The 16,233-nt window shown below is 72.6% G+C and carries 9 protein-coding genes; 6 read left to right on the top strand and 3 right to left on the bottom strand.

Annotated elements, in window-relative coordinates; genetic code table 11:
* Window positions 1–120 precede the first annotated feature (120 nt).
* Both ACFVHI_RS07540 and ACFVHI_RS07545 read left to right on the top strand, forming a co-directional pair.
* Window positions 121–1,941 (top strand): ABC transporter ATP-binding protein, encoded by a 1,821-nt coding sequence (locus ACFVHI_RS07540; RefSeq protein ID WP_063347758.1) that lies wholly within the window; start codon window positions 121–123, stop codon window positions 1,939–1,941.
* On the top strand, window positions 1,938–3,797 hold the full coding sequence (locus ACFVHI_RS07545) for an ABC transporter ATP-binding protein (protein WP_363371973.1): 1,860 nt from the start codon (window positions 1,938–1,940) through the stop codon (window positions 3,795–3,797). Before ACFVHI_RS07540 ends, ACFVHI_RS07545 begins: the two co-directional genes overlap by 4 nt.
* Before the next feature lie 35 nt (window positions 3,798–3,832).
* Here ACFVHI_RS07545 and glgP read toward each other — a convergent pair whose 3' ends face one another.
* A complete protein-coding gene (glgP, locus tag ACFVHI_RS07550; protein WP_380336688.1) occupies window positions 3,833–6,514 on the bottom strand; it encodes an alpha-glucan family phosphorylase in 2,682 nt (893 codons plus the stop codon).
* A gap of 1,016 nt (window positions 6,515–7,530) precedes the next feature.
* Between glgP and ACFVHI_RS07555 the strand changes: the two genes are divergently transcribed.
* From ACFVHI_RS07555 to glgB, 4 genes are all read left to right on the top strand, one after another.
* Window positions 7,531–9,486 (top strand): alpha-1,4-glucan--maltose-1-phosphate maltosyltransferase, encoded by a 1,956-nt coding sequence (locus ACFVHI_RS07555; RefSeq protein WP_063351131.1) that lies wholly within the window; start codon window positions 7,531–7,533, stop codon window positions 9,484–9,486.
* Complete coding sequence (treS, locus tag ACFVHI_RS07560) at window positions 9,483–11,207, top strand: maltose alpha-D-glucosyltransferase (protein ID WP_063347760.1); 1,725 nt, start codon at window positions 9,483–9,485, stop codon at window positions 11,205–11,207. Before ACFVHI_RS07555 ends, treS begins: the two co-directional genes overlap by 4 nt.
* A 241-nt stretch (window positions 11,208–11,448) precedes the next feature.
* The gene (locus ACFVHI_RS07565; protein WP_380336691.1) at window positions 11,449–12,939 is read left to right on the top strand and encodes a phosphotransferase; all 1,491 of its coding nucleotides are present in this window, start codon (window positions 11,449–11,451) and stop codon (window positions 12,937–12,939) included.
* 112 nt (window positions 12,940–13,051) lie between these two features.
* Window positions 13,052–15,418 (top strand): 1,4-alpha-glucan branching enzyme, encoded by a 2,367-nt coding sequence (gene glgB, locus ACFVHI_RS07570; protein ID WP_380336694.1) that lies wholly within the window; start codon window positions 13,052–13,054, stop codon window positions 15,416–15,418.
* Window positions 15,419–15,466: 48 nt separating this feature from the next.
* Here glgB and ACFVHI_RS07575 read toward each other — a convergent pair whose 3' ends face one another.
* Both ACFVHI_RS07575 and ACFVHI_RS07580 read right to left on the bottom strand, forming a co-directional pair.
* Window positions 15,467–15,871: a type II toxin-antitoxin system VapC family toxin gene (locus ACFVHI_RS07575; RefSeq protein ID WP_363371963.1), complete on the bottom strand. Its 405-nt coding sequence runs from the start codon at window positions 15,869–15,871 to the stop codon at window positions 15,467–15,469.
* Window positions 15,868–16,149: a type II toxin-antitoxin system Phd/YefM family antitoxin gene (locus ACFVHI_RS07580; protein WP_380336697.1), complete on the bottom strand. Its 282-nt coding sequence runs from the start codon at window positions 16,147–16,149 to the stop codon at window positions 15,868–15,870. Before ACFVHI_RS07580 ends, ACFVHI_RS07575 begins: the two co-directional genes overlap by 4 nt.
* Window positions 16,150–16,233 lie beyond the last annotated feature (84 nt).

Here is a 16,233-nt window from a genome sequence, read left to right on the forward strand (position 1 = left end):
CACGCGCCCCGCTTTTCACCCGCGCCCCACCCGTACAGGTGGCCGGTTCTCGCCGAAGCGTTCTGTCAGGGGTGAAAAACCTGATGAGAAATGACGCGACCTCGTCCTACCCTCACGACGATGGCCGAGAACCGACAAGACGACGACACCGCGACCGGGCACCGCTCCACGGTCCGCTCCCTCCTGCGCCTGTGGCCCTACGCCCGAGCCGTCCGCCGCCGGTTGGCCACCTCGGTGGCCGCCGCCCTGGTCGCCATGCTGAGCGTCCTCGGCGTCCCGCTGGTCCTCGGCCGGATCGTCGACGGCCCGCTCGCCGAACACGACCTGAGCGGGCTCTGGCCGCTGATCGGCCTGCTGCTGGTCCTCGGACTGGTCGAGGCCGCGCTGTTCTACACCCGCCGGGTGGTCCTGGCCCGCCCGCTGGCCGGGCTGGAGACGGCCATGCGCGGCGACCTCTTCGCCAAGCTCCAGCGGCTGCCGATCTCCTTCCACGAGCGCTGGGGATCCGGCCAGCTGCTCTCCCGGGCCACCGCCGACATGTACACCATGCGGCTGTTTCTGGCCTTCCCGCTGGTCTTCCTGATCGTCAACTCGGTGATGTTCCTCGCCGGCACGGCGGTGATGTTCACCCAGGACTGGCGGCTCGCCCTGATCATCCTGCTGCCCGCCGTCCCGCTGTTCGTGCTCACCCGGCGGTTCGAGGCGGGCTACTCCGGCGCCTCCCGCCGCGCCCAGGACCAGAACGGCGACCTCGCCACCGTCATCGAGGAGTCCGTCCTCGGCATCCGCATCCTCAAGGCCTTCGGCCGCCACCGCTCGATGGCCGAGCGCTTCCGCGCCCAGGCCCACGACCTGCGCCGCACCGAACTGCGCAAGGCCGGGCTGCTCGCCAACCTCTGGGCGGTCATCGTCGGCCTGCCCGAGATCGCCCTCGGCTGCGCCCTCGCCGCCGGCGCCTACCTGGTCGCCCACGACGAGCTGAGCGCCGGCACCCTGGTCGCCTTCCTCTCCACCGCGCTGGCGCTGCGCTGGCCGGTCGAGTCCCTGGGCTGGCTGCTCGCCTACGCCAACGAGGCCGCCACCGCCGCCGACCGCTTCTTCGAGGTGCTGGACGAGCCCGAGACCGCCGACCCGGGCACCGCCGACGGCCTGGGCGCCACCCCCGACGGCATCCGCTTCACCGGCGTCCGCTTCCGCTACCCCGACGCCCCCGACGACACCCCCGACCTGCTGGCCGGCATCGACCTGCACATCCGCAGCGGCGAGACGATGGCCCTGGTCGGCGCCACCGGCAGCGGCAAGACCACGCTCACCGCACTGCTCCCCCGCCTGTACGAGGCCACGGCCGGCACCATCACCCTGGACGGCCGGGACATCCGCGACCTCCCCCGGGAACGGCTGCGCGAGCTGGTCGCGGTCGCCTTCGAGGAGCCCACCCTGTTCTCCGCCACCGTCCGGGAGAACGTCCTGATGGGCGCCCCGGGCGCGGACGACCGGCAGCTGCGCGCCGCCCTGGCCACCGCCCAGGCCTCCTTCGTGGAGAAGCTCCCGGACGGCGTGGACACCGAGGTCGGCGAACAGGGCCTGAGCCTGTCCGGCGGCCAGCGCCAGCGTCTCGCCCTGGCCCGTGCGGTGGTCGGCGACCCGGCCTTCCTGGTGCTGGACGACCCGCTCTCCGCCCTCGACGTGCACACCGAGGCCCTGGTCGAACGGGCGCTGCGCCAGGTCCTCGGCGCCACCACCGCCCTGGTGGTCGCCCACCGCCCGAGCACCGTGCTGCTCGCCGACCGGGTCGCGGTGCTCTCCGACGGCCGGATCGAGGCCGTCGGCACCCACCAGGACCTGCTGCGCGACTGCGCGCACTACCGCGAACTGATGTCGGGCGAGTCCGCCCCGATGCCCGAGGCCGCACTGGTCTCCGAGGGGGGCACCACCCGATGACCACCACCATCTCGCCCGCCGGCCCCGCCGAACGGGAGACCGCCGAACCGGTCGAGGAACAGCTTCCGCCGCCGCCCCCGGCCGACGAGGAGGACATCCCCGTCCCGCCCGGCGCCCCCCGGGCGCTGCTGCGCTCGCTGCTCGGCCCGCACCGGGCCCGGATCGGCGTCGCGATGCTGGTGATCCTCATCCAGCAGGCGGCCCTGCAGTCCGGCCCGCTGCTGGTCGCCATCGCGATGGACCGCGGCATCCCGGCGCTGCGCGAGAGCGACAGCGGCCCGCTGATCGCGGTGGTCTGCGCCTACCTGGGCTGTGCGCTGCTCAGCCTGCTGCTGCAGTGGGCGTTCATCAAGATCAGCGCCCGGGTCAACCAGGACATCCTGCTGGAGCTGCGCGGCCGGATCTTCCGGCACGCCCAGCGGCTGAGCCTGGACTTCCACGAGCGCTACACCTCGGGCCGGATCATCTCCCGCGCCACCAGCGACGTGGACGCGCTGCGCGAGCTGCTCTCCGAGGGCCTCCAGGAGCTGCTGACCGTCCTCCTGTCGGTCTGCTACATCTCGGTGCTGCTGCTGGTGCTGGACTGGCGGCTCGGCCTGGTCTCGCTGGCGTCGATCCTGCCGCTGGCGCTGATCGCCCGCTCCTTCCGCAGCCGCTCGCGCCGGGTCTACCGCCGCTCCCGCACCTCGGCCGCCTCGCTGATCGTCCGCTTCACCGAGACCATGAACGGCATCCGCCCGGTGCAGGCCTTCCGCCGGGAGAAGGCCAACGACGAGGCCTTCGGCCTGGTCAACCGGCAGTCCGCCACCGCGACGGCGGACGGCCTGCTGGAGATCGCCCGCTACGTCGGCCTCTCCCGCGTCACCGCCAACCTGTGGACCACCGGCGTGGTGCTGCTCGGCGCCTACCTGGTCGCCGACGGCACGGTCGAACTGGGCGTGCTCACCGCCTTCGTGCTCTACCTGCGCCGGCTCTACGACCCGATCGACCAGCTGGCGATGTTCCTGAACAGCTACCAGTCGGCCGCCGCCGCGCTGGAGAAGATCGCCGGCCTGCTCGCCCACGAGCCGACCGTCGCCGAACCCGCCGCGCCCGCCGAACTGCCGCAGGCCGTCGGCAAGGGGCGCGAGGTCCGCTTCGAGGAGACCCGTTTCGCCTACCGCACCGGCAAGCAGGTGCTGCCGCCGTTCGACCTGGTGATCCCGGCCGGGCAGACGGTGGCGGTGGTCGGCGCGACCGGCGCCGGCAAGTCGACGGTCGCCAAGCTGCTGGCCCGCTTCTACGACCCGACCGACGGCCGGATCCGGCTGGACGGCGTGGACCTGCGCGACCTCGCCACCCCCGAGCTGCGGCGCGGCGTGGTGATGGTGACCCAGGAGTCCTTCCTGTTCTCCGGCACCGTCGCCGAGAACATCGCGATCGGCCGCCCCGGCGCCGGCCGCGAGGAGGTCGAGCAGGCCGCCCGGGACATCGGCGCGTACGAGTTCATCGCCGCGCTCCCGGACGGCTTCGACACCGACGTGCGCAAGCGCGGCGGCCGGATCTCCGCCGGGCAGCGCCAGCTGGTCGCCTTCGCCCGCGCCCTGCTCGCCGACCCGGCGGTGCTGATCCTCGACGAGGCGACCAGCTCGCTGGACGTCCCCGGCGAGCAGGCCGTCCAGCGGGCCATGCGCACGGTGCTGGCCGGCCGGACGGCGGTGATCATCGCGCACCGGCTCTCCACCGTGGAGATCGCCGACCGCGTCCTGGTGATGGACCAGGGCCGGATCGTCGAGGACGGCTCCCCGCAGGAGCTGATCGACGGATCCGGCCGCTTCGCCGCCCTCCACCAGGCCTGGCGGGACAGCCTGGTCTAGGTCCTCCTAGGTCCGGCGCTCCCCGCGGCAGGGCCTCACCGCAGCACCCCCGCGTCCATCCCCGACGACTCGGCGGGCAGGGCCACCAGCCCCAGCTCCGCCGGGGAGGCCAGCCGGGGGTGGGCCGGCAGCACCCGGACGGTGTAGCCGAACGGGCCGGTCCGGCCCAGCTCCAGCGAGCCCTCGTAGCGGGTCCGGCCGTCCAGGTCGGACCCGCCGACCGGCTTGAGGGCGAGCACGCAGCCGTCCGAGATGCCGTCCGTCTCGTCCACCCGGCCGGACACCGCCTGCACCTCGACGTCGCCCGGCTCCAGCGCCCCGAGCGCGACCTGCACCCGCAGCGCCAGCGAGCTGCCCAGTTCCTGCGCCTCGTCCGGACAGTCCGCCTCGACGTGCTCGACCCGGACGGCCGGCCAGGCCTCCCGGACCTTCGCCTTCCAGGCCGCCAGCTCCAGGGCGCCGTGGTGCTCCGCCGCCGCCAGCTCCCGCTGGGCCAGCGCCGCCGGGGTGTACAGCCGTTCGACGTACTCGCGGACCATCCGCCCGGCCAGCACCTTGGGGCCGAGGGTGACGAGGGTGTGCCGGACCATGGTGATCCAGCGGTGCGGCAGCCCGTCCGTGCCCCGGTCGTAGAACCGGCCGGCGACCTGGTCCTCGATCAGGTCGTACAGCGCGGCGGCCTCGATGTCGTCGCGGCGCTCGGCCTCGCTGCTCTCCGGGTCGAGCACGCCGCCGGTCTCGTCGGCGGTGGGGATCGCCCAGCCGTTCTGGCCGTCGTACCACTCGTCCCACCAGCCGTCCAGGACGGACAGGTTGAGGCAGCCGTTGAGCGCGGCCTTCATCCCGGAGGTGCCGCAGGCCTCCAGCGGGCGCAGCGGGTTGTTCAGCCAGACGTCGCAGCCCGGGTAGAGGTGCCGGGCCATCGCCATGTCGTAGTCCGGCAGGAAGACGATCCGGTGCCGGACGGCCGGGTCGTCGGCGAAGGCGACCATCTGCTGGATCAGCCGCTTGCCGCCGTCGTCGGCCGGGTGGGCCTTGCCGGCGACCACGATCTGCACCGGCCGGACGGGGTGCAGCAGCAGGGCGCGCAGCCGGTCCGGGTCGCGCAGCATCAGGGTGAGCCGCTTGTACGAGGGCACCCGGCGGGCGAAGCCGATGGTGAGCACGTCGGGGTCGAGCACCGAGGAGACCCAGCCGAGTTCGGCCTCGCCGGCGCCGCGCTGGCGCCAGGAGTCGCGCAGTCGGCGGCGGGCCTCGTCGACCAGCTGGGCGCGCAGGCTGCGGCGCAGGTCCCAGATCTCGGTGTTGCCGATCCGTTCCAGGCCGGTCCAGCGCTTGGCGTCGCCGGTGGTCATGGCGTCCTCGGCGCGGTCGGCGCCGATCTCGGCGGCGCCGAGCCGCACGACCGCCGGGTCGATCCAGGTGGCGGCGTGGACGCCGTTGGTGACGGAGGTGATCGGCACCTCGGTGGCGTCGAAGCCGGGCCAGAGCCCGTTGAACATGGAGCGGCTGACCTCGCCGTGCAGGGTGGAGACCCCGTTGGCGCGCTGGGCGAGCCGCAGGCCCATGGCGGCCATGTTGAAGAGCTTCGGGTCCCCGCCGGGCCAGGTCTCGGCGCCGAGCGCGAGCACCGGTTCGACCGGGACGCCCGGCAGGGCGGCGTCGCCGCTGAAGTGGCGGGCGACCAGCTCGCGGTCGAAGCGGTCGATGCCGGCCGGGACGGGCGTGTGGGTGGTGAACAGGGTGCCGGCCCGGACGGACTCCAGGGCGGCGGCGAAGTCCAGGCCGACGCTGTCGGGGCCGGGTGAGCCGGTGGCGACCAGCTCGCGGATCCGTTCGACGCCGAGGAAGCCCGCGTGGCCCTCGTTGGTGTGGAACACCTCGGGGGCGGGGTGCCCGGTGAGCCGGCAGTAGGCGCGGACGGCGCGGACGCCGCCGATGCCGAGCAGCATCTCCTGGAGCAGCCGGTGCTCGCTGCCGCCGCCGTAGAGCCGGTCGGTGACGTCGCGCTCGGCGGGCGAGTTGGCCTCGATGTCGGAGTCGAGGAGCAGCAGCGGGACCCGTCCGACCTGGGCCTTCCAGATGTGCGCGGCCAGGGTGCGGCCGCCGGGCAGGGCGAGGTCGACCCGGCCGGGGGTGCCGTCGTCCTCCCGGAGCAGGCTGACCGCGAGTTCGTCCGGGTCGAGCAGCGGGTAGCGCTCCTGCTGCCAGCCGTCCCGGTTGAGGGACTGCCGGAAGTAGCCGTGCCGGTAGAACAGGCCGACGCCGATGATCGGGACGCCTAGGTCGCTGGCGGCCTTGAGGTGGTCGCCGGCCAGGATGCCGAGCCCGCCGGAGTACTGCGGCAGCGCGGCGGCGATGCCGTACTCGGGGGAGAAGTAGGCGATGGCGGCGGGCGGCGGGGTGGTGCCGGCCTCCTGCTGGGCCTGGTACCAGCGCGGGCCGCTGAGGTACTCGCGCAGGTCGTCGGCGAGGTCGCCGAGTCTGCGCAGGAACCGCCGGTCGGCGGCGAGGGCGGCGAGCCGGGCGGCCGGGACCTCCCCGAGCAGCCGCACCGGGTCCTCGCCGGTCGCGGCCCAGACCTCCGGGTCCACGGACCGGAAGAGGTCCCTGGTCTCGGGGTGCCAGGACCAGCGCAGGTTGAGGGCCAGCTCGTGCAGCGGCTGGAGTTGTTCGGGCAGGACGGTGCGGACGGTGAATCTGCGGATTGCCTTCACGGCGTGAAGCGTAGCCGCGATGTCCGTCATGACAGTGCGTCAAGTGGGCTATTGGGCATCCGTTCGGCCTATTGATGAGATCGCATTCGGCGCATTGGTCTGCACGGGGGGCGCGCGCGGCGCACATTTCCGGGGTCCTGCGCTACCAATGCATGAACACTGCGGAACAGGTCCATTTCCGATGACTCATCCGCTCAGGACAAAGCCCGAAACTACTGTCGTACCGCTGCAAAAGTCTTGTCCCCGGTGCGAGGATGACTCAAGGTCGTTGATGCTGCGGGGAGTGCGGCGGCGGGTGGCGTCCGCCTTGAAGCAGCACGTCCGAATCCTTTTCGCGTTGATCGTTCCCCTTCTTCTTAGCCCATTCGGCGCTCACCTCGCACCGACGCGTGTCCTCGTACTCGGCCTGCTCGTTCACGGGTCGACCGGGTCGCCCAGGGGCGTGCCCCTGGAGGCGCGCGCCGGGACGCGCGCGGCTCCAGGGCTCCCGTCGAGGGCTCGGCGGGCGCCGGGCAGGTTGCCGGGGACGGCGGCGCGGGCAGGCTTCCGGTCGCACGTCCTCCCCACCCAGCAGTCCTCCCGGTACTCCCCTGGCCCATCCCCGGCCCGCGGGAGCTGCCGCCGATCTCGGGCAGGAGTTTGACATGCACGGCGACACGCGGGACCAGTCCACACCGGTGGCCGACAGCCACGACGCAGCGGTCGCGGAATCCGCCGGACGGATGGATTCTGACACTCGGACGGATCCGGCGATGCCGGCGCCGCGGGCCGCCGGGGCGGTCCGCACCGAGCCGGCCGAAGCGGCCCGACAACCCGGGGCCGAGGAGGGCCGGACCGCGGCACCGCGCAGGCGCACCACCACCACGCGCCGCGCCGCCGCCACCGCGAAGGCCACCGCCGACGCCGCCGGGACCGCCGGGACCGCCGGGACCACCGCCGAGGGCACCTCCGGCGCCGCGCCGCGCAAGGCCTCCGCCCGCAAGCCCGCCGCCCGCAAGACGACAGAGAGCGACACCGTGATCGGCCGCATCCCCGTCCTGGACGTCAGCCCCCTCGTCGACTCCGGCCGCCGCCCGGCCAAGGCCGTCGTCGGCGAGACCTTCCTGGTCACCGCGACCGTGTTCCGCGAGGGCCACGACGCCGTCAACGCCAACGTGGTGCTGCGCGACCCGCGCGGCCGCGGCGGCCCGTGGACGCCGATGCGCGAGCTGGCCGAGGGCACCGACCGCTGGGGCGCGCACGTCACCCCGACCGCGTCCGGCCGCTGGTCGTACCTGGTCGAGGCGTGGAGCGACCCGGTCGCCACCTGGCGCCGGACCGCCGCCGTGAAGCTGCCGGCCGGGATCGACACCGCGCTGGTCCTGGAGGACGGCGCCCGGCTGCTGGAGCAGGCCGCGGTCGGCGTGCCGAAGAAGGAGGGCCGCGCGCACGTGCTGGCCGCCGCCGACGCGCTGCGCGACCCCGGCCTGCCGCCGCTGTCCCGGCTGGCCGCCGCGCTCGCCCCCGAGGTGCTGGACCTGCTGGCCCGGTACCCGCTGCGCGAACTGCTCAGCGCCTCCCGCCCGCTGCCGCTCCAGGTGGACCGCGAGCGCGCGCTGTACGGCTCCTGGTACGAGTTCTTCCCCCGCTCGGAGGGCGCGGTGGTGGATCCGGGCGGCGTCGAGCCGCCGCGTTCGGGCACCCTGCGCACCGCCGCCGAGCGGCTGCCGGCCGTCGCCGCGATGGGCTTCGACGTGGTCTACCTGCCGCCGGTGCACCCGATCGGGCGAGCCTTCCGCAAGGGGCCGGACAACGCCCTGACGGCCGGTCCGCACGACGTCGGCTCGCCCTGGGCGATCGGCTCCCCCGAGGGCGGCCACGACGCCGTCCACCCCGACCTCGGCACGATCGAGGACTTCGACCACTTCGTCGCCGAGGCCGAGGCCCTGCACCTGGAGGTGGCGCTGGACTTCGCCCTCCAGTGCTCCCCCGACCACCCGTGGGTGAACAAGCACCCGGAATGGTTCAGCCACCGCGGGGACGGCACCATCGCGTACGCCGAGAACCCGCCGAAGAAGTACCAGGACATCTATCCGATCAACTTCGACCAGGACATGGAAGGAATCGTCAAGGAAACCATCCGGATCCTCCGGTTCTGGATGTCCCACGGCGTTCGGATCTTCCGGGTCGACAACCCGCACACCAAACCGGTGGCGTTCTGGGAGAAGGTGCTCGCCGACATCGCCCGCACCGACCCGGACGTCGTCTTCCTGGCGGAGGCCTTCACCCGGCCCGCGATGATGCACACCCTGGGGAAGATCGGTTTCCACCAGTCGTACACGTACTTCACCTGGCGCACCACCAAGCCGGAACTCACCGAGTACCTCACCGAACTCACCGGTGACGCCGCCGCCTACATGCGGCCCAACTTCTTCGCCAACACCCCGGACATCCTGCACGACTACCTCCAGCACGGCGGCCGCGCCGCGTTCGCGATCCGCGCCGTGCTCGCCGCCACCCTCGCCCCCAGCTACGGCGTCTACGCCGGCTTCGAGCTGTACGAGGACGAGCCGGCCCACCCCGGCTCCGAGGAGTACCTGCACTCGGAGAAGTACGAGCTGCGCCCCCGCGACTGGACCCGCACCGACTCCCTCGCCCCGCTGCTCACCGTGCTGAACCGGCTGCGCCGGCGCCACCCGGCCCTCCAGCAGCTGCGCAACCTGCGCTTCCACCCCACGGACAACGACCAGGTGCTCGCCTACTCCAAGACCGCGACCACCCCCGAGGGCCTCACCGACCAGGTCGTCACCGTGGTCAACCTCGACCCGCACCACGTCCAGGAGGCCACCGTCACCCTCGACGGCGACGGCCCGTACGCGGTGCACGACGAGCTCACCGGCGCCGTCTACACCTGGGGCCGGCACAACTACGTCCGGCTCGATCCCTCAGCCGAGCCGGCTCACCTCCTCACGGTTCGGAGGAACCCAGCGTGACTGTGAACGAGCCCGTCCCCGACACCTTCCCGGAGACCTCGAAGAAGAACCTGGACCCGGAGTGGTTCAAGCGTGCGGTCTTCTACGAGGTGCTGGTGCGGTCCTTCCAGGACAGCAACGGCGACGGGGTCGGGGACCTGAAGGGGCTCACCACCAAACTCGACTACCTGCAGTGGCTCGGGGTCGACTGCCTCTGGCTCCCGCCGTTCTTCGCCTCGCCGCTGCGCGACGGCGGGTACGACGTGGCCGACTACAAGTCGGTGCTGCCGGAGTTCGGCGACCTCGCCGACTTCATGGAGTTCGTCGACGCCGCGCACGCCCGCGGCATGCGCGTGATCATCGACTTCGTCATGAACCACACCAGCGACCAGCACCCGTGGTTCCAGGCCTCCCGGACGGACCCGGACGGCCCGTACGGCGACTTCTACATGTGGGCCGACGACGACAAGCAGTACCCGGACGCCCGGATCATCTTCGTCGACACCGAGACCTCCAACTGGACCTACGACCCGGTCCGCAAGCAGTACTTCTGGCACCGGTTCTTCTCCCACCAGCCGGACCTCAACTACGACAACCCCCGCGTCCAGCAGGAGATGATCGCCGGACTGCGGTTCTGGCTCGACCTCGGCATCGACGGCTTCCGGCTGGACGCGGTGCCGTACCTGTTCGCCCGCGAGGGCACCAACTGCGAGAACCTCCCGGAGACCCACGAGTTCCTCCAGCGGGTCCGCAAGGAGATCGACGCCGACTACCCCGACACCGTCCTGCTGGCCGAGGCCAACCAGTGGCCGGAGGACGTCGTCGACTACTTCGGCGACTTCACCGCGGGCGGCGACGAGTGCCACATGGCGTTCCACTTCCCGGTGATGCCCCGGATCTTCATGGCCGTGCGGCGGGAGTCCCGCTACCCGGTGTCGGAGATCCTCAGCAAGACCCCGCAGATCCCCGGCGGCTGCCAGTGGGGCATCTTCCTGCGCAACCACGACGAGCTGACCCTGGAGATGGTCACCGACGAGGAGCGCGACTACATGTACGCGGAGTACGCCAAGGACCCCCGGATGCGCGCCAACGTGGGCATCCGCCGCCGGCTCGCCCCGCTGCTGGAGAACGATCGCAACCAGATCGAGCTGTTCACCGCCCTGCTGTTCTCGCTGCCCGGCTCGCCGGTCCTCTACTACGGGGACGAGATCGGCATGGGCGACAACATCTGGCTGGGCGACCGGGACGGCGTGCGCACGCCGATGCAGTGGACCCCGGACCGCAACGCGGGTTTCTCCTCCGCCGACCCGGGCAGGCTCAGTCTGCCGCCCATCATGGACCCGGTGTACGGCTACCAGGTGACCAACGTCGAGGCACAGCAGAGCAGTTCGAGCTCGCTGCTGCACTGGACGCGTCGCATGATCGAGATCCGCAAGCTCAATCCGGCGTTCGGCCTCGGCACGTACACCGAACTGCCCTCCAGCAACCCCGCCGTGCTGGCCTTCGTGCGCGAACACGAGGGGGACCTGGTCATGTGCGTGAACAACTTCTCGCGGTTCGCGCAGCCGACCGAGCTGGACCTGCGGCAGTACGGCGGACGGTACCCGGTCGAGCTGATCGGCGGGGTGCGCTTCCCCTCCATCGGCGAGTGGCCCTACCTGCTCACGCTGGCCGGCCACGGCTTCTACTGGTTCCAGCTCCGGCAGCCGCCGCGGCTGAGCGGGACCAGGCGCTCGAAGTAACGATCCGCCACACCCTGCCACACAGCACCACCAGACCCTCCGGGGGCGCGAGTTGAACCCCTGCGCCCCCGGAGTTCTCTGCACCGCCGCGTACGGAGAACAGCCCAACGGCCACCCACACGAAGGCGTGACACCTGAGCCCCGCTCGCGTGCCGCCGCCGCCGCGCCGCCGAAATCCGGAAGACTGACGGACCCGGCCAGACCCGTCGGGCAGTCCGCCCGCTTCCGGGGAAAGGGAGTCATGTCCGAAACCTCCCGTTCTCAAGCCCATGTGCAGCAGGATGCCCCCGCCGACCCCGCCGCACCGGCGGGCGCGCGGAGCACCGGGGCCCGGAGAGCCGCCCTGGGGGTCAGCGAACTCGTCCAGGCCGCGCTGCCGCTGATCGCCGAGTGGCTCCCCACCCAGCGGTGGTACGCCGGAAAGGGACGGCCCATCACCGGCCTCACCCCGATGGTCGGAACCCCGCTCCAGGTCGGCGACCCCGCCCTGCTGCACCTGCTGCTGCGGGTCGAGCACGCCACCACGGTCGGCGCCCCGCACGGCGACATCTACCAACTCCTGCTCGGCATCCGCTCGGACGGGCACGCGGACATCGAGCCCAGCGCCGTGCTCGGCCGGCTCAGCCAGGGCCCGTACGACGGCGCGGCGCTCTACGACGCCGTCCACGACCCCGAACTCACCGGGCGGCTGCTGGAACACCTCGCCACCGGCGACCGGTTCGGCTCGCTGTCCTTCCGCCGCACCCCCGGCTCCGGGCTCCCCGCCAACCTCCCCGGCCGCGCCTCCACCGCCGAGCAGTCCAACAGCTCGGTCATCTACGGCACCTCGTACATCCTCAAGCTGTTCCGCCGCATCCACCCCGGCACCAACCCCGACCTCGAACTCTCCCTCGCCCTCTCCCGGGCCGGCTCCACCCGGATCCCCCGGGTCGCCGCCTGGTTCGAGAGCCGGCTGGAACGCGCCGAACCCGCCACCCTCGGGCTGCTGCAGCGCTACCTGCCGGACGCCGAGGACGGCTGGGAGCTCGCCCTCGACCAGGTCGGCCGACTCAAGGGCGACCCCTCCCCCGGCAACTTCGCCATCGAGGCCCACCGGCTCGGCCGGGCCACCGCCGAAGTCCACCGGGTCCTGGCCCGCTCGATGCCGGTCGCCCGGCTCGACCGCGCCCAGACCAGCCGGCTCGCCACCACCATGGCCGACCGGCTGGACAGCGCCGTCGCCGCCGTCCCCGGCCTGCTGCGCTACCGGGCCGCACTGCGCACCGCCTTCCAGCAACTCGCCGACGCCCACCCCGACGGCCTGCCCGTCCAGCGCATCCACGGCGACCTGCACCTCGGACAGGCCATGCGCACCCCGCACGGCTGGGTGCTGCTGGACTTCGAGGGCGAACCCGCCAAATCCGTCAACGAACGCCGCGAACCGCAGCCCGCGCTACGCGACGTCGCCGCGATGCTCCGCTCCTTCGACTACGCGGCCGCCCACCTGCTGGCCGGCGGCCCGGTCGACCCGGAACTCGCCCACCTCGCCGCCGCCTGGGCCCAGCGCAACCGCACCGCCTTCTGCGCCGGCTACACCGCCGGCGGCGGCGCCGACCCGGCGGCCTCACCGGAGCTGATGCGGGCCCTGGAGATCGACAAGGCGGTGTACGAGGTCGTGTACGAGGCCCGGCACCGGCCGAGCTGGCTGCCGATCCCGCTCGCCGCGATCAACCGGCTCGCCCTCACCGTCTGACCGCCCCGGCCCCGCCCGCACCCCCTGCCCTGCCCGCATCCCCTGCCCCACCCGCACCCCCGGTTCCGCCGCCCTGGAGTTAGCCCACCCCCCGTCGCAGGAGGACCCAGCCGTGACGCCGCTCGACCCGCCCGGCCGCACCACCCGCCCCGTCCCGGCCACCTTCCTGGCCGGCCCGGACTCGCCCCGGCCCGAGCCCGTCCCGGCCGAGGAGTCCGCGCCGGCCGGCGAGCCCGTGCCGGCCGCGGAGTCCGCACCGGTCACGGCTCCGCCCACGGCCTCGCTGCGCCTGCCCGAGGCGCCGCTGCCGCCGTCCGAGGTGGACCGGCTGGTCGGCGGGCAGCACCACGACCCGCACGCCCTGCTCGGCGCGCACCCGGTGCACGGCGGCACCGCGATCCGGGTGCTGCGCCCGTTCGCCGAGCGGGTGGTCGTCGAGACCACCCAGGGCCCGGCCGAACTCACCCATCAGCAGGGCGGGTTGTTCACCGGGCTGGTGGCCGGCGCCGACACCGTGGACTACCGGCTGCTGGTGACCTACCCCGGCGGCGAGCCGCTGGCCCAGCACGACGGCTACCGCACACCGCCCACCCTCGGCGAACTCGACCTGCACCTGATCTCCGAAGGCCGGCACGAGCAGCTGTGGCGGGCCCTCGGCTCGCACGTGCGCACCGTCGACGGCGTCGCCGGCACCGCCTTCGCGGTCTGGGCACCGAACGCCGTCGGCGTCCGGCTGATCGGCGACTTCAACCACTGGGACGGCACCGGGCACCCGATGCGCTCGCTCGGCTCGTCCGGCATCTGGGAGCTCTTCGTCCCGGGCCTCGCCGAGGGCGCCGCGTACAAGTACGAGATCCACACCCGGCAGGGCTGGGTGCTCGACAAGGCCGACCCGCTCGCCCGGGCCGCCCAGTGCCCGCCCGCCACCGCCTCGGTGGTCACCTCCTCCGACCACCGCTGGCAGGACGGCGAGTGGATGGCCCGCCGGGCCCGCGCCGCACACCACCGGGCGCCGATGTCCGTCTACGAGCTGCACCTGGCCTCCTGGCGGCCCGACCTCACCAGCTACCGCGCCATCGCCGAGGAACTGCCGCGCTACCTCAAGGAGTTGAACTTCACCCACGTGGAGTTCATGCCGGTCATGGAGCACCCCTTCGGCGGCTCCTGGGGCTACCAGGTGTCCGGCTACTACGCCCCCACCGCCCGGCTCGGCAGCCCCGACGACTTCCGCCACCTGGTCGACACCCTGCACCGGCACGGCATCGGCGTGATCGTCGACTGGGTGCCCGCCCACTTCCCCAAGGACGCCTTCGCGCTCGCCCGCTTCGACGGCGAGCCGCTGTACGAGCCGGCCGACCCGCTGCGCGCCGAGCACCCCGACTGGGGAACCCTGGAGTTCGACTACGGCCGCACGGAGGTGCGCAACTTCCTCGTCGCCAACGCGGTCTACTGGTGCGAGGAGTTCCACATCGACGGCCTGCGGGTGGACGCCGTCGCCTCGATGCTCTACCTCGACTACTCCCGCGAGGGCGGCGCCTGGACGCCCAACCAGCACGGCGGCCGGGAGAACCCGGACGCGGCCGCGTTCCTGCAGGAGATGAACGCCACCGTCTACCGGCGCTGCCCCGGCGTGGTCACCATCGCCGAGGAGTCCACCGCCTGGGACGGCGTCACCCGCCCCACCGACGCCGGCGGCCTCGGTTTCGGGCTCAAGTGGAACATGGGCTGGATGCACGACTCGCTGGTCTACATGTCCAAGGAGCCGGTGCACCGCAAGTTCCACCACAACGAGATCACCTTCTCGATGGTGTACGCCTACTCGGAGAACTACGTCCTGCCGATCTCGCACGACGAGGTGGTGCACGGCAAGCAGGCGCTGGTCTCCAAGATGCCCGGCGACTGGTGGCAGCAGCGCGCCAACCACCGCGCCTACCTGGGCTTCATGTGGTCCCACCCGGGCAAGCAACTGCTCTTCATGGGACAGGAGTTCGCCCAGGGCGCGGAATGGGACCACGAGCAGGGCCCGCAGTGGTGGGTGCTCGACGAGCAGTGGCCCGCCCACCAGGACCACCACGGCGTCCGCCGGCTGGTCCGCGACCTCAACCGGCACTACCTGGACACCCCCGCCCTATGGGAACGGGACACCACCCCGGACGGCTTCCGCTGGCTCGACGGCGGCGCCGCCGAGGACAACCTGCTCTCCTTCGCCCGGTACGCGGCCGACGGCTCGCCGCTGGTCGCGGTCTGCAACTTCTCCCCCGTCGTCCGGCACGGCCACCGGGTCGGCCTACCCGACCTGGACGGCCGCGACCAGCTGTGGGAGGAACTGCTCAACACCGACGCCGAGGCCTACGGCGGCGGCGGCATCGGCAACTCCCACCCGGTCAAGGCCGAACCGACCCCCTGGCACGACCAGCCCCGCTCCGCCGAACTGGTCCTCCCACCGCTCGCCACCCTCTGGCTCCGCCCGGCCCGCTGAGGGCCTGAGCACCTGAGTGTCTGAGGGCCTGCCCGGCCGGGCAGGCCCTCAGCTCGGTGCCGACACCGGGAAGCCGAGGTCCTCCGCGGCCCTGCCCAGCTCGCGGTCGTAGGTGATGAACTCGGTCAGCTCCGTGCGGAACGGGTCCGCGCTGGCCAGGTGCAACGCGTCCAGCGAGCCGAGGCGCGGAGTGCGGTAGGAGAGCGCCCGGGCGAGCACCGCGCTGCTGAGGTCGACCTGGTGGCTGCCCCGGAGCGCCTGGTCCACGTAGTAGGGGACCTGCTGGTGGGCCAGGCCCGCGCGGAGCAGGGTGCGGGTGATCTCCAGCCGGGCCAGCGCGCTGGTGATCAGCTCGGTCCCGGCGGGCAGCGCCTGCCGCCACGCCCGCAGTGCGGCCGTCTCCGGCTCCGGCTTGATGAACTTCAGCAGCGCGCAGGAGTCGAGGTAGATCAACGGTTCCGCTCCCGTTCGCGCTCTTCCACCAGGAGGTCCGAGAGGCTGCCGATGTCCGGCAGCAGGTCGAGGGCCAGCTCGGGCATGCCCTCCTCGGCGGGCGGGGTGACCTCGCCGGCCGCGATCATGCGTTCGAGGGTCGTCGCCGGGGGCTCCTCCGGCACCAGTCTCAGCACGGGCCGCCCGCGGTCGGTGACGACGATCGTCGCGCCGGCCCGGACCCGCGCGACCGCCTTGGACGGGTTCTGGTTGAGCTCACGCAGTCCCATGGTCTCCATGGCTTCCAATGTAACTACATCATGTAGGTACATCAAGGGCGGGCCGCGGCGCAAACCCCGAGCCCAGGACGTTCAGCCCTTGCC

The sequence above is a fragment of the Kitasatospora sp. NPDC127121 genome, assembly GCF_042677305.1.
Classification (GTDB): domain Bacteria; phylum Actinomycetota; class Actinomycetes; order Streptomycetales; family Streptomycetaceae; genus Kitasatospora.